At 43.9% G+C, this 17,482-nt stretch carries 14 protein-coding genes; 8 read left to right on the top strand and 6 right to left on the bottom strand.

What is annotated here, in order from left to right; translation table 11 throughout:
- Nucleotides 1–4 precede the first annotated feature (4 nt).
- Genes trpCF through ACTD55_RS02275 form a run of 4 tightly spaced genes read right to left on the bottom strand, consistent with a single transcriptional unit; the run spans nucleotide 5 to nucleotide 4,585 of the window.
- Entirely contained in the window at nucleotides 5–1,378 is a 1,374-nt protein-coding gene (trpCF, locus tag ACTD55_RS02290) for a bifunctional indole-3-glycerol-phosphate synthase TrpC/phosphoribosylanthranilate isomerase TrpF (RefSeq protein ID WP_438862682.1), read from the bottom strand.
- Complete coding sequence (gene trpD, locus ACTD55_RS02285; RefSeq protein WP_438862681.1) at nucleotides 1,371–2,378, bottom strand: anthranilate phosphoribosyltransferase; 1,008 nt, start codon at nucleotides 2,376–2,378, stop codon at nucleotides 1,371–1,373. The genes trpCF and trpD overlap by 8 nt, the downstream gene beginning before the upstream one ends.
- 1 nt (nucleotide 2,379) lies before the next feature.
- Nucleotides 2,380–2,982, bottom strand: a complete 603-nt coding sequence (locus ACTD55_RS02280; protein WP_438862680.1) for an aminodeoxychorismate/anthranilate synthase component II — start codon at nucleotides 2,980–2,982, stop codon at nucleotides 2,380–2,382.
- On the bottom strand, nucleotides 2,975–4,585 hold the full coding sequence (locus ACTD55_RS02275; protein WP_438862679.1) for an anthranilate synthase component 1: 1,611 nt from the start codon (nucleotides 4,583–4,585) through the stop codon (nucleotides 2,975–2,977). The genes ACTD55_RS02280 and ACTD55_RS02275 overlap by 8 nt, the downstream gene beginning before the upstream one ends.
- Before the next feature lie 367 nt (nucleotides 4,586–4,952).
- Here ACTD55_RS02275 and rnm point away from each other — a divergent pair, with 367 nt between their 5' ends.
- The 5 genes from rnm to rluB are packed head-to-tail and all read left to right on the top strand — an operon-like array spanning nucleotide 4,953 to nucleotide 8,843.
- Nucleotides 4,953–5,813: an RNase RNM gene (rnm, locus tag ACTD55_RS02270; protein WP_438862678.1), complete on the top strand. Its 861-nt coding sequence runs from the start codon at nucleotides 4,953–4,955 to the stop codon at nucleotides 5,811–5,813.
- On the top strand, nucleotides 5,810–6,430 hold the full coding sequence (locus tag ACTD55_RS02265) for an L-threonylcarbamoyladenylate synthase (RefSeq protein WP_438862677.1): 621 nt from the start codon (nucleotides 5,810–5,812) through the stop codon (nucleotides 6,428–6,430). The genes rnm and ACTD55_RS02265 overlap by 4 nt, the downstream gene beginning before the upstream one ends.
- Before the next feature lie 40 nt (nucleotides 6,431–6,470).
- Complete coding sequence (locus tag ACTD55_RS02260) at nucleotides 6,471–7,280, top strand: segregation and condensation protein A (protein WP_438862676.1); 810 nt, start codon at nucleotides 6,471–6,473, stop codon at nucleotides 7,278–7,280.
- On the top strand, nucleotides 7,281–7,880 hold the full coding sequence (gene scpB / locus ACTD55_RS02255) for an SMC-Scp complex subunit ScpB (protein WP_438862675.1): 600 nt from the start codon (nucleotides 7,281–7,283) through the stop codon (nucleotides 7,878–7,880). It begins immediately after the preceding gene.
- A 3-nt stretch (nucleotides 7,881–7,883) separates the two neighbouring features.
- On the top strand, nucleotides 7,884–8,843 hold the full coding sequence (gene rluB / locus ACTD55_RS02250; RefSeq protein WP_438862674.1) for a 23S rRNA pseudouridine(2605) synthase RluB: 960 nt from the start codon (nucleotides 7,884–7,886) through the stop codon (nucleotides 8,841–8,843).
- Nucleotides 8,844–8,989: 146 nt separating this feature from the next.
- Here the strand turns inward: rluB and ACTD55_RS02245 are convergent, their stop codons facing one another.
- Nucleotides 8,990–9,727 (bottom strand): YciK family oxidoreductase, encoded by a 738-nt coding sequence (locus ACTD55_RS02245; RefSeq protein WP_438862673.1) that lies wholly within the window; start codon nucleotides 9,725–9,727, stop codon nucleotides 8,990–8,992.
- Between the two features lie 308 nt (nucleotides 9,728–10,035).
- Here ACTD55_RS02245 and ACTD55_RS02240 point away from each other — a divergent pair, with 308 nt between their 5' ends.
- Both ACTD55_RS02240 and sohB read left to right on the top strand, forming a co-directional pair.
- Complete coding sequence (locus ACTD55_RS02240) at nucleotides 10,036–12,579, top strand: VolA/Pla-1 family phospholipase (protein WP_438862672.1); 2,544 nt, start codon at nucleotides 10,036–10,038, stop codon at nucleotides 12,577–12,579.
- A gap of 120 nt (nucleotides 12,580–12,699) precedes the next feature.
- Entirely contained in the window at nucleotides 12,700–13,731 is a 1,032-nt protein-coding gene (gene sohB / locus ACTD55_RS02235; protein ID WP_438862671.1) for a protease SohB, read from the top strand.
- A 68-nt stretch (nucleotides 13,732–13,799) separates the two neighbouring features.
- Here the strand turns inward: sohB and ACTD55_RS02230 are convergent, their stop codons facing one another.
- The gene (locus ACTD55_RS02230) at nucleotides 13,800–15,146 is read right to left on the bottom strand and encodes a dicarboxylate/amino acid:cation symporter (protein ID WP_438862670.1); all 1,347 of its coding nucleotides are present in this window, start codon (nucleotides 15,144–15,146) and stop codon (nucleotides 13,800–13,802) included.
- A 127-nt stretch (nucleotides 15,147–15,273) separates the two neighbouring features.
- Between ACTD55_RS02230 and ACTD55_RS02225 the strand changes: the two genes are divergently transcribed.
- Nucleotides 15,274–17,481 (top strand): Ig-like domain-containing protein, encoded by a 2,208-nt coding sequence (locus tag ACTD55_RS02225; RefSeq protein ID WP_438862669.1) that lies wholly within the window; start codon nucleotides 15,274–15,276, stop codon nucleotides 17,479–17,481.
- Nucleotide 17,482 lies beyond the last annotated feature (1 nt).

The following is a 17,482-nucleotide window of genomic DNA, read 5'->3' as shown; positions in this document are numbered from 1 at the left end:
GTCCTCAGTATTGTCTTAATTCGGTAAATAATGCGTTTATTTTGTTGGCGTTTTTGTGGCCTGGCTGACTTTCTACACCGGAATTGACATCCAGCATTGCGGCCCCGACATTAGCGGCTGATTTGATATTATCAGGCGCCAGTCCGCCAGCCAGTATCAGTTTGGATTTATCTTCCACAGGGGCGAGTAAGTCCCAGTTAAATCGTTGTCCGGTTCCACCGGTTTGTTGGCCGACTTGGCAATCTAACAAGAAATAATCCACCTGGTCTTCGGTTAAATCGGGGAGACAGTCGCTAACCCCTTTAGCTTTAATTATTTCACAGTGGTCAGGCAGTTGCTGACGCAGTGCATTGATATAGTCCTGATCTTCATTGCCATGTAATTGTACCGCAACCAAGTTTAACTCGGTGGCCGTATTGACCAGCATTTCGAGTGGTTGATTGACAAATACACCCACATAGTAAAAAGGAACAGCTTGTGTAATTTGTTTGGCTTGTTGTAGCGTAATACAGCGCGATGATTGTTCGGCAAAAATCAATCCGGCTAAACTGGCCGGGGACTGTTTGACAACTTGAGCATCATCGCTGTTGGTGATGCCGCAAATTTTAACCTTGCCATACAGTAATTTTTGCACTGCGTTGGCGACATTCTGTTCGGCCATCAGACTGCTGCCCACCAGAAAACCTTTTACGACGGGAGCCAACTGGCGCACGTCTTTATTGGAATAAATACCAGATTCACTGATTAAAATACTGTCTTTGGGTAACAAGGGAGCCAATTTGAAGGTAGTGGCTAAATCGGTGCTTAGGTCACGTAAATTGCGGTTGTTTATACCGATAATTTTGGCACCCAAACGGCAGGCACGAAGCGCTTCTTCCTCATTACTGACTTCGGTCAGTACATCCAGTTGATATTGCTCCGCCAAGGTTGCCAGTTCGGTATATGTGGCATCATCCAACACCGACAACATTAGTAATATGGCATCAGCGTTATGGTAGCGGGCCAGATGAACTTGATAGGGATCGATAAAAAAGTCTTTGTTCAATACCGGTTGGGTGACGCGTTCACGCACATAACGTAAATAATCAAAACTGCCAGAGAAATACTTTTTATCAGTTAACACTGAAATCGCCGCGGCATAAGGGGAATAAGCCTGAATAATTTCATCCAAATCGAAATTTTCTCTGATGAGTCCCTTGGAAGGCGACGCTTTTTTACATTCCAGTATAAAGCCGGCATTAGGTTGATTAAGGGCATCGTACATGCTGCGATCAGACGGGGTTAGCCGATTTACAAAACTGGCCAGAGGTAATTGCTTTTTTTGTTCAATTAGTTCTTCAGCTTTATTCGCGCAAATTTTTTCTAATACATTAGCCACGGCTGATCTCCGCTGCTTGATTGATGGTTTGTATCGCTTTAGCTGAGCGAATGGTGTCCAGTGCCATATCGGTACCTTGTTTCAGATTATCTACCTTGCCGGTGAGTTTGAGTAGCATCGCCACATTGGCCGCAACCGCTGCATTATGCGCATCTTGTCCTTTACCGGCCAAGATGGCTTGGATCAGCTGCTTGTTGTGATCCGGTGAGCCGCCTTGAATGGCAGCTAATGGATATTCCTGTAACCCAAACTCTTGTGGATAAATGGTTTCAGCATTCATTTCTCCGTCTTGCAGTGTGACGATTTCAGTTGGGCCATGCAAAGCTACTTCATCCAATCCACTGCCATGCACAATGACGGCATTGTTGTAACCTAATAATTTGAGTGTTTGGGCAAAGGGCATTAATAAATCTGCGTGATAAACGCCAATCATAATGTGACTTGGGCGAGCCGGGTTCACCAAGGGACCTAATAAATTAAAGATGGTACGACTTTTCAATGTTTGTCTGACATTCATGGCGTGTTTGATCCCGGCATGGTAACGGGGGGCAAACAGAAAACATAAGTTAGATTGATCCAGACATTGTTTAGCGGTATGCGGCTCCATCATCAGATTAAGGCCAAAAGCCGAGAACAAGTCGGCAGAACCTGATTGACTGGAGACACTGCGATTACCGTGTTTGGCGACTTTTACACCACAAGCGGCAGCAACGATGGCGGAAGCGGATGAAATATTTATAGTGTTATGCCCATCTCCTCCGGTCCCGACAATATCAGCAAAGTCATAATCAGGCCGGTTAAATGGGGTCGCATTATCAATTAATGCGCTTGCTGCTCCAGCCAGCTCTGCTGGAGTTTCGCCCTGGAATTTAAGGGCGGTAAGCATGGCACTCAAAATAATATCGTCCACTTCACCTTGTACCACTTGGTTGAAAAAGTGCTGGCTTTGTTGCTGTGAAAGCGGTTTACCCTGATAGAGTTGTTCAAATAAATTAGACATATCATGCGTCCTTGGCGAGAAATTGAATACTTTGACTGAGTAAAATACTGCCCTGACTGGTTAGAATCGATTCTGGATGGAACTGGAATCCGAGCATTTTATCCTGTGTCTGATAGACGGCCATGGGAATATCGGCAAAACGAGCTAAGGTTTGCAAGTTGTCCGGTAATGAGGTCGCCATTAATGAATGATAACGCGCCACAGGCAGTGGCTGCTGCAATCCGGTAAACATTTTGTCTGCACAATGTTCAACTAAAGAGGACTTACCGTGGATCACCTCAGATGATTTTCCTACTGTACCACCATAATGTTCCACTATGGCTTGATGACCCAGACAAATTCCCAACACCGGGAATCGACCTTGCACCTGTTTAAGTAATTCCGGCATACACCCTGCGGCTGACGGGGTTCCTGGCCCCGGAGACAATATCAAAATAGCTTTACCGTTAGTGTGTTGCATTTTTTCAACAATTTTATCGGCACTGACATTGTTGCGGTAAACCTGCATGGCATAACCAAGTTTGCGCATTTCATCTACCAGGTTGTAACTGAATGAATCAAAATTATCTAGCAAGAATAAGGTTGGAGTATTGTGTTTAGTCATTTTGAGGCTCCCCAGCATTGGGGGTTGATGGGGAATGTGCCGCAACAATAGCGCGAATTACCGCTTGTGCTTTACTGCGAGTTTCGTTGGCTTCAGATTGAGGATCCGAGTCATACACGACACCTGCGCCCGCCTGAATATGTGCCATACCATTTTTGACAAAGGCAGAACGGATTACGATGCAGGTATCCATATCGCCTTGTCCATTGAGATAACCCACCGCACCGCCATAACTCCCGCGGCGTTGCTTTTCCACCTGACGAATTAATCCTGCCGCACTGACTTTAGGTGCACCGACTAAGGTTCCCATATTCATACATGCCTGATAGGCATGTAAGGCGTCTAGGTCATGGCGTAACTGACCGACCACTCTGGAGACTAAATGCATTACCTGAGAATAACGATCGACCTGCAGCAGGTCACTGACATAACGGCTACCGGGTTCACAAACGCGGGCTAAATCGTTACGGGCCAAATCGACTAACATAATGTGTTCAGCTTTTTCTTTCTCATCCTGACGTAAATCCAGCTCTATGCGACTATCCAAGTCGGGATCAATGTTTCCCTGATGGTTAAAGCCCCGTGGACGAGTGCCAGCGATAGGATAAATTTCGACCTGATTGGTGCGACGGTGATATTTCAATGCAGATTCAGGTGAAGCACCAAACAGACAAAAATCTCCATCTTGTAAGTAAAACATATAGGGACTGGGATTTTGCAGTTTGAGTTGCTGATAAGCCCGATAAGGATTAGGACAGGGAAGGCTGAATATGCGCGAAGGTACTACCTGAAATATATCACCGCATAAAATATGGTCTTTTAATAAGGTAACATCCTGTTTGTATTGTTCATCGGTTTTATCTATTCGCAACTGGTCGATTGTGACGGTTTGTTCGGGAGTATCATTAATTACATTAAGCTGTGAAATTTGCTGTTGTATATATTCTAGACGTTGGCTGACACTAAAGTATTGATTGGCGACGTCGGCTCCGCTAAATACACTGCCAATAACTTCGGTCTTTTGTTGTTGGTGGTCAATAAGGATTAATGTTTCAGCCAGATAAAATACGAAGTCAGGGCAAGTATTCAGACTATCTGGTACATACTCCAATTGCTCGAAGGTGGCCAGCATATCGTAGGCAAACGCTCCCCCTAAAAATAACGCATCAGGATGATCCCGTAGTGGCTTAATTTGTTGAATAAGATGCCGTAATGAATCAAATACCGATTGGGCTTTTAGGCGGGAGTCTTCATCTAAGTCAGTTTCAATTGCTTTGAAAGTTAAAACTAATTTGTTGTCGGTTAGTTCGGCAGTAGCATTAGTACAATGTTGTTCTAATAGCGGTAACACTGCCATACCGTTATCCGTTAACGCACTGGCAGTCACTTGATTACCATTACATTCCAGCCTGAGTGCGGCATCCACTAATATCAGGCTTTGTAGATTATCTTTGCTGTTAATCTCTGCCGATTCGAGCAATAGATTATGTTGCCGACCAGCACAGAGCTGACGATACAAGGTCAGTGGCTCGGCAACATAAGGCACTGAACGGATCAGGCTCTCTACTTTACCGGGCTGTTGGCTTAACTGGGATAAACTCATTGTACATCTCGTTGTTATTTTAATTAAAAACTGAAACAAAAAAGGCTCGCATGATGCGAGCCTTGATACCTTTTTAAACACAAAAGCATACTACCCGCTAAGACAGGGAGTGCCACCACCAGATAGTTAACTGTGAAAAGTTTGTGTTTAAGTTCATCTTCGTTGTTCCGAATCAGGTATAATACGTTGTCAATATGATGTGCTATAGAAGAATTCATATTCGATTCAAAGTCAATAGCCAGTGTCGAAATTAGCCTAATTCAATAAAGTCGATTTGGCATAAGTTATAATTTTGTCGTGTAATAACGCTTTATTTATCTGTTTTTTCTATAAATTTTATTATCAATATTAAGGTATTAGACTCCAAATGAAGATTGATCTGCATTGCCATAGTCACTATTCCGATGGGCACTTAACCATCCCGGAGCTGATTGATCGTGCCCATAATATGCAGGTTGATGTGCTGGCAATTACCGATCATGACACCGTGGATGGCATCGCGGAAGCGATGGCTTATCAGCAACAACAAAAACGCCCAATGACAATTTTATCCGGAGTGGAATTATCTACGGGATGGCATGGTTTTGATATTCACATATTAGGCTTAAATGTGGATCATCAGGATCAAACATTTTTACAACGCTTAGGCCAACAAGAGCAAACGCGACTGGAGCGGGCGCAAAAAATTAGCGATAAATTAGCTAAAGCCGGAATTGAAAACTGCTTTGAAGATGCCCGCAAACTTGCCGGTAGAGGGCAGGTCACCCGCGCCCATTTTGCCCGGGTGTTAGTTCAGCGTGGAGTGGTCGATACGATGGATAAAACCTTTAAAAAGTATTTGGGTAAAGGTCAGCGGGCTCATGTAAAGCCGATTTGGATCAGTATTGAGCAGGCCATAGAATGGATCCATGATGCTGGGGGCAAAGCGGTTTTAGCCCATCCCGGTCATTATGATTTATCGGCCAAATGGTTACGCCGTTTGATTGCTGAATTTAAGCACTCCGGTGGTGATGGCATGGAAGTCATCCACAGCCACTTATCCCCGCAAGCTAAGCAGCAGATGCGTGATTATAGTATTGAATATGATTTACAAGCCTCTGCGGGATCCGATTTTCATTTTCCTAACCGTTGGACTGAACTGGGCAAAAATCTTTCGCTTCCAGCGGATGTTGTGCCAATATGGGCTAACTGGAAATTTCAACCTATTTCAAATCAGGAACCTGTGTGAGTCAGTTTTTTTATATACATCCAGATAATCCTCAACAGCGTTTATTACGCCAGGCGTGCGATCTCATCCGCAATGGCGGAGTGGTGGTCTATCCTACCGATTCCGGCTATGCCATTGGTTGCCAGATGGACGATAAAAATGCCTTGGAACGTTTGTGCCGTATTCGTCAGATCGAGAAAGAACACAAATTTACCCTAATGTGCAAGGATATGTCGGAGTTGTCTATTTATGCCAAAGTAGATAATCAGGCATTTAGACAAATAAAAAATAACACCCCTGGGCCTTATACCTTTGTGTTGAAAGCGACCAAGGAAGTACCTAACCGGCTGCAAAATCCCAAGCGAAAAACCATTGGTATCCGGGTTCCGGCAAACAATATTGCCCTGGGTTTATTGCAGGAGTTTGGTGAACCGTTAATGTCTACGTCGCTGATCTTACCGGGAAATAATTTTGCCGAATCCGACCCGGATGAAATACGTGACAAGCTTGAAAAACAAGTAGATTTGATTATCCATGGTGGCTTTTTAGGTCAACATTTGACGACGGTAGTAGATATGTCAGAAGGTTATGCCGAAGTGATCCGACATGGTTCAGGTGATGTTAGCGTATTTGGTTAATAGCTCTAGATGCGCAGATTAGGCTAAATGGACATTAACGATGACTGAAACCGATACGCTAATCCAGATCCAGCAACCTTTGCCCTTGGCTTTTATTAATGGTGAAGCGTTACTGGAAAAACCGGAAGATTTATATATTCCACCGGATGCATTGGAAGTTATTTTAGATGCCTTTGAAGGGCCTTTGGATCTGTTGTTGTACTTAATCCGTAAGCAAAAATTTGAAATCGTCGATTTACCGGTATACCAGATCACTCGTCAATATATGGAATATGTTGAGCTGATGAAGGATATTAAACTGGAATTGGCCGGTGAATATTTGTTGATGGCGGCTATTCTGGCCGAAATAAAATCCCGCTTGTTATTGCCCCGTCACAGCGAAGATGAAGACGACGAAATTGACCCAAGGGCTGAACTAATTAGGCGCTTACGGGAATATGAAGCAGTCAAACAAGCGGCTGAAGAGTTGGATCTATTACCTCGTGAAGAACGTGATTTGTTTGTGGCTAACGCGCAAACTCACGAAAGTTGTCAACCAGCCAAAATTTTACCAGAAATAGCCTTGCAAGAGCTGGTGTTTGCCATGCAAACGGCGATGCGTCGTGCTAGTGCCTTTGAACATCACCATATTGCTGCTGAAGTGTTATCTACTCGTGAGCGAATGTCAGCTATTTTGGAGCAAATAAGTCACACTGAGTTTTGCCGATTTCAGCAATTCTTTAGCCACGAAGAGGGAAAGGCTGGAGTAGTGGTCACCTTTTTGGCGATATTGGAATTGGTCAAAGAATCATTGATTGAATTAGTACAGGCCGAGCCTTTTGCTGATATTCACGTTAAAATGGCAGGTTAAATGGCCAAGATAAATGACGATCAACTTAAACAATTAGTCGAAGCAGCAATATTTGTTGCTGAGCAGCCCGTGACCATCGACCGTCTGTTGGAGACGGTTCTTGATGGTTTAGAGGTAACCAGAAAACGATTGATAACCATACTCGAAAAGTTGCAACTGGATTACCAACCTCGAGGGATTCAGCTTGTACAAGTTGCCTCCGGTTATCGTTTCCAATCGCTGGATAGTTTAAGCCCATGGTTAGCGAAAATGTGGCATGAACAGGCTCCGCGTTATTCCAGAGCATTACTGGAAACGTTGGCACTGATTGCCTATCGACAACCCGTAACCCGCGGGGATATTGAAGATGTTCGCGGTGTTTCAGTGAGTAGCCATATTATAAAGACCCTCAGTGAGCGAGGGTGGATTAAAGTAGTCGGTCACAAAGAAGTGCCCGGCAGACCTGCGTTATACGCGACTACAAAGGAATTTCTGGATTATTTTTCCCTTTCCGGACTGTCGGAATTACCTGATATTGAAGCATTTGATTATCAGGTTGAGTCTGAAGTACAAACAGAATTGGTTATCTCCCCAGAGCCTGATGAGCAACAAGTACATTAAATTATGAGTGAAAAATTACAAAAAGTACTGGCCAATGCCGGTGTCGGTTCCAGAAGAGAAATGGAGAAGTGGATCGAGCAGGGACGTATTTCGGTGGATGGTCATATCGCCACGCTTGGTACTCGAGTCGAAGGTAGCGAACAGATTCGGGTTGATGGTCATTTACTGGACAAGAGCAATCAAAAGCAAATTTGTCGAGTGATCATGTACAACAAACCGGAAGGTGAAATGTGTACGCGTCATGATCCGGAAGGGCGACCAACGGTATTTGACCGAATTCCACGGATTAAAACCGGCCGCTGGATAGCGGTTGGGCGGCTAGACATCAACACCAGTGGTTTATTGCTGTTCACTAATGACGGAGAGTTGGCAAACCGTTTAATGCACCCCAAGCATGAAGTGGAACGTGAATATGCCGTGCGGGTGTTTGGAACGGTGGAACCTGCCATGCTGACTAAGCTGAAAAAGGGCGTCAAGCTGGAAGATGGTGAAGCCAAATTCCTGACTATTCGTCCCAGACCGGCTGATGATGAAAGCTTAAACCAGTGGTATAACGTGACGCTAACAGAAGGACGTAACCGGGAAGTCAGACGTTTGTGGGAATCACAAGGTTTGCAGGTGAGTCGTTTAATCAGGGTACGTTACGGTAATCTGGAATTGGAAAAACGTTTACCCCAAGGTGCCTGGTTAGAGCTGGATCTGGAGCAACTAAACTATTTACGCAAGTCGGTTCAACTTGATGTTGAAACAGAAACCATGCTGGACGAGAGAAAAACCAAATTGGATCACGTTCGCATTAGCCGTATGCGTCGCTCAGTTAAAAAGCATAAAGTCATTCAAAGCAAGGGCGCAGCGGTACATAAAGCCGAAAAAGCGGCAGCGGCCACAGCCGCCAAACCTGCCACTAAACGCAAACCCAGAAAAGGGCCTAAACCCAAGGCCAGAACCCGCGAAGGTCAGTAGTCAAGTCGCCACGAGTGGCGAGCTAAAATATTATTGGCTTCGCCAACGCCATTCATGGGTTTTTCGTACCGCATCCCTGCGAGTTACAAATGGCATGGATGCAGTTGGTGAAGCCAATTTAAGACTTTTTACTCGAAACTAATATCCTATTCCTGTGCTTCGATATACTCGCCATTGGTACCAATGCTGTCATCGGCCATCAAGTACAAGTAGGCAGGCATAATGTCTGCTGGAGTGCATAGCGTCTTGCTGTCTTCTGCGGGATACGCTCGGGTACGCAATTTAGTATGGGTCGGCCCAGGGTTAATCGAATTAAAACGGATGGTACTATTGGCATACTCATCAGCTAAAACTTGCATCATGCCTTCAGTGGCAAATTTGGATACCGAATAAGCCCCCCAATAAGAACGCCCTTTTTTGCCTAACCCCGATGATGTAAATAATACTGAGGCATGATCTGCTTTGGCTAATACGGGCAGTAATGCTTTGACCAGCAAAAATTGGCTATGGACATTGATTTGCATTACTTGCTGCCATTCCTGCTCAGGAATTTGTCCAAAAGGACGCAGGGTTCCCAGTACGCCAGCATTTAACAATAATCCATCTAGTACACCGAATTGCGCTTCTATGGTGCTGGCCATATCGATATAGTTTTTTTCGGTTGCCCCCTGTAAATCCAGCGGTACGATGGCGGGTTGTGGCCAGCCGTTTTCAACTATTTGATCATAAACCGCTTCCAGTTTGGCAACGGTGCGGCCGAGTAAAATAATGGTTGCTCCTTGCTCGGCAAACGTTAGTGCAGCTTGTCTACCAATCCCATCACCGCTGCCGGTAATTAAAATTATTTTGTTTTTCAAGGTATTAGGTTTTATGGAATAGTTCATTTTATTACTTTTACAATACTTTATTGACGACCGATTCTATCATTAGCGGAAGATAGGGTATGCAAATTTTTTAGCGATTTAGCGGCGCTTATCAATAGAATCAGCGAGGTAATAAATTAAGGTGTGAATTACTATTACAAATTATTAACAAACCTTTGCAATATAGTCATAAAGCCAATAATATTGGTCTATCTCTAACTGGTCGTACATGTTGTGTTTTGTCGATAAATCAGTGCGGTATGGGTGTAGCAACGGTTTGTACTCTACAAGTATGGCAAATAATAATAAAAGAATTTTTAGGAGTCGTAATGAAAAAATTATTAATCAGCTCAGCGATTGCAGCAGTGTTAGGTTTGACTGGCTGTGGTGGTGAAAAGCTGAAAGATGTTCAGGAAGACGCTGCGACGAGTCCAGCAAAACCCTATGCTCGAGTGGTATTTGATCCGGCTACCAGTAACGTTAATATTCCTAATGATTTATTAATGGTGCCTAAGGGTAACCTGTTTGATTTTACTTTAAATATACTCGGTGATGATGTTATCGATCCTGCCGACCCGCAATATGCTTTAGGTGCTCTTGACGGTTGGTCAACACATCATCCTTTTGTAATCAATGTAGATGTTCCTGACGGAATAGAAATTGATGCTGCATCTGCCTCAGCGGAAGGTTCAGTACGTTTGTATGAGGCCGAGCAGGTGCTGGAAAGCGATGCGCCTATCTGTCAGGCAATTGCCGCTGAAGTACAAGCGCCAGGATTGCCCTGTTTACTCGGACCCGAATTACAGTTTGGTGTTGACTTTTTCACACAAAAATCGGCGGCCGGAGTGATAACCGTCGTCCCGACAAAACCACTTAAACCAGGTCAAGGCTACATGTTAGTGGTAACCGACCAGCTTAAAGATTCTGAAGGTCGCTCGGTCAAAGGTTCAACGACTTGGGAGCTGGCAACGCAAGATCCGGAAACCCACCCACTAGGTTCAGCCGATCAAAAGCAACTGCAAAGCATTCTTGATTTTTTCGTAACTTTACTTAAAGGCGAAGGGCTGGATCGGGATAATGTTTCTTATGCTGCCTATTTCTCAACCCAATCAGCGGGAACTGTGTTAAGTACGGTTAAGCAGTTGCAAGTTGGTCCATTTGCCCAAGCTTTTGCTACTGCAATGGCCCAAACTGGTGGTGATATGGCCGCCTCTCAACAAGCCGCTGCTGCATATTTACCGGCTGTGACCATTAACGATGCAGCCGTACCGGATGTGTTTACCGCGTTTAAAGCGACCGGTGTGATCAGTGCCGAACAAGTGGCTGGTTTAACACAATTAGGCTTAAATGATTGTGCTTCAGTGGCAGCAGGTACTCAGTCGAGTAACCCTGTAGTGGCCGGAACCGCGGCCCAAATGGTGGGCTTTTGTGCCGCTAATCTCAAAAAAGGTAATATTACCTTACCTTATTATTTGAGTACGACTAATCCACTTGGTGATTGGTGGCGTGGCGCTTGTACTGGTGGTTCGGTACTGCAATCTTTGGGCGCCGAAGTGGTAGGCAACTTAGTCGCCAATGGTGCGGTTGGTAGCAATAACGACTTGTGTCAGGCCGCTTCTGACGGGCAATTAATGGACCTTAATTTGGCCGCAATCGGTATTAACGACCCGCGTAACCTGACCAAGTACAGCCCAATTCCGGCAACCAATTCAATGCAAACGTTGGATGTTCAAATTACTGTGCCGAATGAAATGATTGTAGGTATGACCAAGCCTGCTGCCGGTTGGCCGGTCGTGATTCTGCAACACGGTATTACCTCTAAGAAAGAAGACATGTTAGCAATATCGGGCGCGTTATCTGCAGCCGGTTTTGCGACGGTGGCAATTGATCATCCTTTACACGGCAGTCGTGGAATGGTGATTGATGGTCAGGTGATAAACGCTTCCGGTGGTTTTGGTGGTTCGGCAACTGATTATTTGAATTTGTCGAGCTTGCTAACAGCGCGAGATAATTTACGTCAAAGTATTGCCGATATTCTTGGCTTACGGTTGGGTTTGAATGCCAATGTGGATATGAATAATCCCGCTAATCATCTGTTGGATGGTACGAATGTTTCTTTTGTCGGCCATTCGTTAGGGGCGATTGTGGGGACAGGTGCGGTTGCGCTGGCTAATAGCAGTTTGGGAGGGCAGTTGGCTGCTTTCGATAACATGTATGCCCTAAAAGCGGCGACTTTAGCTAATCCGGCCGGTGGGATTGGTGGCTTCTTGCTTGAATCGAATGCGTTTGGCAATTTGGTGAAAGGGAGTCTGATGGCGGCGTCGTCACAAGACTTTGTTGCTGCATTGACACAATATATGCAGGCCAATCAAATCCCTGAGGCCACTGGTGACGTATTGGCTGGATTCTTCCCAGTGTTTTATTCGCAATTAACTGAAGCGCAAAAAGCTGAAGTGGATGCTACATTTGCACAGTTTTCCTTTGCTGCTCAAACGGCTATTGACGCAGGTGATCCGAATAACTATGCGGGTGTGATTAAAGCTAATGGCACGCCGATTCATATGATTGAAGTGGTTGGGGGCAACCCGGATGACCAAGGTGGTACTTTCCTGCCTGATCAGGTTGTACCTAATTTCACTAGTGTACCGTTAGCAGGGACTAATCCATTGGCAGCTTTAATGGGATTATCTCCGGTTAGCAGTACTAGCCAAGGTGGTGGATTAGTGATGTTTCTGGAAGGTGAGCATGGATCATTGTTGAATCCGGCGTCTAGTGCCGCAGCCACTACCGAAATGCAAAAAGAGACTGCCGCCTTTATGGCGACAATGGGTGGCACTATTGTCATTGAAGATGCGGGTGTTGTGGCCCAGTAGTTTTCAAGCAATAGTAAAAGCCAAGCTAAGTGCTTGGCTTTTTTTTGCCTCAAAGCTGGAATTTAGGTTTATCATCCCCATTTAGGAATGATTATTTTTATGTCGTTGGAGTAATGTAATTTGGAATTTTTATACGAATATGGATTATTTTTAGCAAAGGTCGCGACTTTTGTTATTGCCATTTTATTGCTGGTTGGTGGTGTGGTTGGCTTAGCCAGTAAGCAAAAACATAAGAAAGGTGAACTTGAGATCACCTCGTTATCAGACAAATTGTCTGACGTCACTGATATGTTACGCAGTTTTATTCTGGACAAAGACCAACTAAAAAAGCTGGAAAAAGACCAAAAGAAAGCGGCAAAAGTTGAAAAGAAACAGAAGAAACAAGATAGCCAAACCGACAAAGGCAATTTGTATGTAATTGATTTTGATGGTTCGGTTGATGCTCATGAAGTGGATAGTCTGCGCGAAGAAATTACGGCGATTTTGACCATCGCTACTGATAAAGATGAAGTATTGGTACGGTTAGAAAGTGGTGGTGGTGTTGTGCATGGTTATGGACTGGCCGCGTCACAATTACAGCGAATTAAAGACAAAGGTATTAAGTTAACCATTGCGGTTGATAAGGTTGCTGCCAGTGGGGGCTATATGATGGCTTGCGTGGCAGATAAAGTGTTGTCAGCCAAATTCGCCATTATTGGTTCAATTGGGGTGATCGCTCAATTGCCAAACTTTAACAAGTTATTGAAAAAGAATTATGTGGATTTTGAACAACATACAGCTGGTGAATTTAAGCGCACCTTGACTGTTTTTGGTGAAAATACCGAGCAAGGCCGTGAAAAATTCCGCGGAGAACTGGAAGAAGTGCACCAAATGTTTAAAGCATTTGTGCAATCTAATCGCCCTAATTTAGCTATTGATACTGTTGCTACTGGTGAATATTGGTATGGCAGCAAAGCTTTGGAACTGGGATTAGTAGATGAAATCCAGACGTCGGATGATTTCCTGCTTAAGGCAAATGAAGACAAAGAAATCTATTCGGTTAAATATACTATTCGTAAAAATATCGCCGAAAAATTTTCGTTAGCAGCGCTAAAGTCGGTCGAAGCACGATTAATGAAATGGTGGCAGAAGTCACAATTAATTGGTAAATAATCTGGGTTAAGTTTAGCGATAAAAAAAGGGGATCATGTTGATCCCCTTTTTTTGTGATGATGTTCCGGTTAACTGTTGTTTTTAAAATGCTCAAAATCAACATTTTCTGATTTACTACCAGCATCGGGATTGTTAAACACATCCAAGTCCATTTCGCCTTCACTCTTGCCGACAATACATGCCACCATGGAGTCACCCGTCACATTGACCATGGTTCTGGTCATATCTAACAATCGGTCAACACCAATGATTAAGCCAATTCCTTCTACAGGTAAATTAACTTGTTGCAGTACCATTGCCAGAGTAATCAAACCAACTCCAGGTACACCTGCGGTACCCACTGAGGCCAGTGTGGCGGTTAAAATAACCATTAAGTAATCGGTCACGCTTAAATCGACACCGTAAACCTGAGCAATAAATACCGTTGCTACACCTTGCATGATAGCGGTGCCGTCCATATTAATGGTTGCCCCTAAAGGCACGGTAAAAGAAGCTACAGAATTTTTAACCCCCATTTTTTTAGTTACGGTTTCTAGTGTCACAGGTAAGGTGGCGTTGCTACTCGACGTACTAAACGCAAAGATGCAGGTGTCGCGCATTTTGGCTAAAAAGGTAATTGGATTAAGTCTGGTAAATAACTTGAATATAATGGGATAGCTGACTAGTCCGTGGAAAACCAGTACAAAAGCAACTAAAAAGAAGTACTTCAGTAAATTGTAGAAAACTTCAAAATCAATAGTGGCTGCCAGTTTTGCCATCAGTGCAAATACACCATAAGGCGCCAGACTCATTAATATCATGACCAAACGCATAATAACGCTATTAACATCTTCGAAAAAATCACCGAGTCGCTCACCGGCTTTGCCGCTCATCGCCATTGCAATCCCGAATAACACTGCAAAGACGATTATTTGTAACATGTTACCTTCAGCCATTGATTGAATTGGGTTGGAAGGAAACATATTGATAATGATCTGTGCTAAGCCCGGTGGGGTATTGGCTTCAAAGTTGGCAGAGGTTGCCATAGTGATACCATCGCCGGGATTGACCAGTAGGGCAAAAAACATCGCCAGACTAATCGCAATGGCGGTAGTACCTATATATAAACCCAAAGATTTTCCACCCAGCCTGCCGAGTTTGGACGGATCACTTAATTTACAGGTACCACAGACTAATGAGACAAAAATTAACGGCACAACTAACATTTTCAAGCTGGCAATAAAAACCTTACCGATGACGGTAAATATACCTTCTACTAAAACTTCATACGCAGATATGCTGGCACCGAATACACTAACGGAATAATCTCCGCTATCATCAAATAACCATTTTAGTAATGAGCCGACCAGTATTCCGGCAATCATGCCGATAAATATTTTGGTAGTTAGGCTATATTTTTTAGATGAAGCGCTCATCAATGATCCTATTTATATTTATTGTGAGGCGTAGACTAACAATATTGTTTAAGAAGCTGAATAAAAAATTCCAGACAATATGATAAGTAGGGTAACCAATTCGTTAATTTAACAGGCAGGAAGTAAAATGAAGGTAGTGTTAAAAAACCTGATATTGATACCACTTATAGCGTTATTAGCCGCTTGCGGCAGCGGAGGTGGGTCATTGAGTAGGGATGATAATGGCGGAAATAATGGCGGTGGTGGCTCAACACCAGATGTCACTTATACAATTAGTTTGAGTATTGTAGATACGGTTACTGGTGAAGTCAGTAATCAGCTTAGTACAGATACACCTTTAACTGTTAATGCTACCGTCACTAGTTCTGATGGCTCATCTACTGAAGGTAAAGTGGTCTCTTTCAGTTTCGACGATGACAGCTTGGCGACCTTTGGAGTTGAAAATGGCCGAGTAGCAGTGGGTTCCAACGGCGTTGCATCGATTGACTTAGTTGTCGGTGATAAAAGTGGAGCGGGCTATGTAATTGCCTCCATAGATACCTACAGTGTGCAACTAGGGTTCAATTCAGTAGGTACAACACAGCAAACAACGCAGCCTGTTTATTTGGATTTATATGCCAGTACATTACAGTTAGCCTCAAGTGGGAAAGATAAAATCGAGCTAACTGCATTGGTAAAAAATGCCAATAATGTGGTGATGAAAGACGTAGAAGTATCGTTTTCGGTTTCTAATGATGCGACTTTGACTGACGTTCAAAGTCTTACATCAGAATACGGTATTGCAAGAGCCATGCTATCGACAACAAATAAACCTGAAAACCGCACAGTTACAGTCAAGGTTGCAACGGGTGGGACGACTAACCTATCGAAAACTATTGATATTGATATTATCGGTACTGAAATTCAAATTGGTGGCGCCAGCTCTGTTATTTTAGGGGATACGGCTCCACTAACCATTAAAATTGTGGACTCTGATGGGGTGGGAATTAAAAACCAGCCCGTTACTTTATCTGCTCAGTTAGGTGAATTAAGTAATTTAACTCCAATCACTCATAATGATGGTTCAGTTGAAGTGGAGTATAAAGCCACCACTGCTGGTGAAGATGTTATTACCGCCACTGCATTAAATGCGACCGGTCGTTTTGACATGGATGTACAGGAAGATGACTTTACTTTTACAACTTCACCGACAGCAGATGTTCCGCTGGGTACGCCAACTACATTAACCGTTACATGGAAAAAAGGAAATGTGGCTTATGCCGGTGGTACGGTTACATTTAAGTCTTCTCGTGGTGACGTGAGTGTGCCACAAAGTGTGGTGACTAATGCAATGGGGCAAGCGAGCGTTACCGTGCAAGCGGATAATGCTGGTGTTACTTCCATCTCTGCAGATGGAGTTGATGCTGATGGTAATGCGGTAAGCGCCAGAACACAGTTTGAATTTGTGGCAGTTAACGCGGCCAGTATAATAGTCGATGCTACGCCCGATTCTATTGGTCCTAATGAACAAACCAGTACCATAACTGCGGTGGTTCGTGATGCGAATGATAATCTGGTAAAAGGTAAGTTTGTTGATTTTAAAGTTGAAGATGTCAGTGGGGGAACGATTACTAATACTAGTGTGCTAACTGACAGTAATGGTTTAGCTAGCACCGTATTTACTTCCAATGCGGTATCCAGTAATGAATTGATTCGAGTGTATGCCACTGTTAGTGACACTCCTGCAGTTACCGATTTTACTACATTAACTGTGGCAGATAGACCTTTTGATATATCGATTGGTACTGGTCGTTTAATTGAGTCTGCAGATAGTTCTAGTTACCTAAAAGAGTTTGCCGTTTTTGTCAGTGACTCAGACGGCAATCCTGCACCAAATGTCAACCTTACTGTTTCTATGGGACCTGTAAAATATAATCAAGGTGGTGTATTTAGAAAAGGCTATTGGGTATGGGATGATGACAACGATATTTGGGTAATTGTTGTTACCGCAACCTGTGATAATGAAGATGTTGACGATAACGGTATTTTAGATAGTGGTGAAGATACTAATGGCGATACCTTTTTAACCCCTGGGATTGTTGGCACAGCGCAACTAAAAGGTGGTATTACAAATACGGATGAAAATGGACAGGCAACAATGGAAATTCGCTATCCGAAAGCATTTGGGGCATGGACAGACGTTTCAGTCAAAGCTCTAGCTCAATCTTCAGGTAGCGAATCTGCACAAAGCCAAAAATATACGTTGTCGGTGGCGGCTAGTGATCTAACTGATGATGCATCGCCACCTCCTTCAAGCCCCTTTGGTATAGGGACAAGTTGTACCGATACCAACTAGT

Origin of the sequence: Neptunicella sp., from assembly GCF_048268085.1 — a bacterium.
GTDB lineage: Bacteria > Pseudomonadota > Gammaproteobacteria > Enterobacterales > Alteromonadaceae > Neptunicella.
The sequence above is the reverse complement of the archived record's forward strand: the minus strand, read 5'-3'. Positions and strand labels throughout refer to the sequence as shown.

Excerpts from the sequence above, each read along its gene's own strand:
- scpB (WP_438862675.1), top strand. The coding sequence starts at position 7,281 with ATGGCCAAGATAAATGACGATCAACTTAAACAATTAGTCGAAGCAGCA.
- ACTD55_RS02260 (WP_438862676.1), top strand. The coding sequence starts at position 6,471 with ATGACTGAAACCGATACGCTAATCCAGATCCAGCAACCTTTGCCCTTG.
- rnm (WP_438862678.1), top strand. The coding sequence starts at position 4,953 with ATGAAGATTGATCTGCATTGCCATAGTCACTATTCCGATGGGCACTTA.
- rluB (WP_438862674.1), top strand. The coding sequence starts at position 7,884 with ATGAGTGAAAAATTACAAAAAGTACTGGCCAATGCCGGTGTCGGTTCC.
- ACTD55_RS02245 (WP_438862673.1), bottom strand. The coding sequence starts at position 9,727 with ATGAACTATTCCATAAAACCTAATACCTTGAAAAACAAAATAATTTTA.
- ACTD55_RS02240 (WP_438862672.1), top strand. The coding sequence starts at position 10,036 with ATGAAAAAATTATTAATCAGCTCAGCGATTGCAGCAGTGTTAGGTTTG.
- ACTD55_RS02225 (WP_438862669.1), top strand. The coding sequence starts at position 15,274 with ATGAAGGTAGTGTTAAAAAACCTGATATTGATACCACTTATAGCGTTA.
- trpD (WP_438862681.1), bottom strand. The coding sequence starts at position 2,378 with ATGTCTAATTTATTTGAACAACTCTATCAGGGTAAACCGCTTTCACAG.
- ACTD55_RS02280 (WP_438862680.1), bottom strand. The coding sequence starts at position 2,982 with ATGACTAAACACAATACTCCAACCTTATTCTTGCTAGATAATTTTGAT.
- ACTD55_RS02275 (WP_438862679.1), bottom strand. The coding sequence starts at position 4,585 with ATGAGTTTATCCCAGTTAAGCCAACAGCCCGGTAAAGTAGAGAGCCTG.
- ACTD55_RS02230 (WP_438862670.1), bottom strand. The coding sequence starts at position 15,146 with ATGAGCGCTTCATCTAAAAAATATAGCCTAACTACCAAAATATTTATC.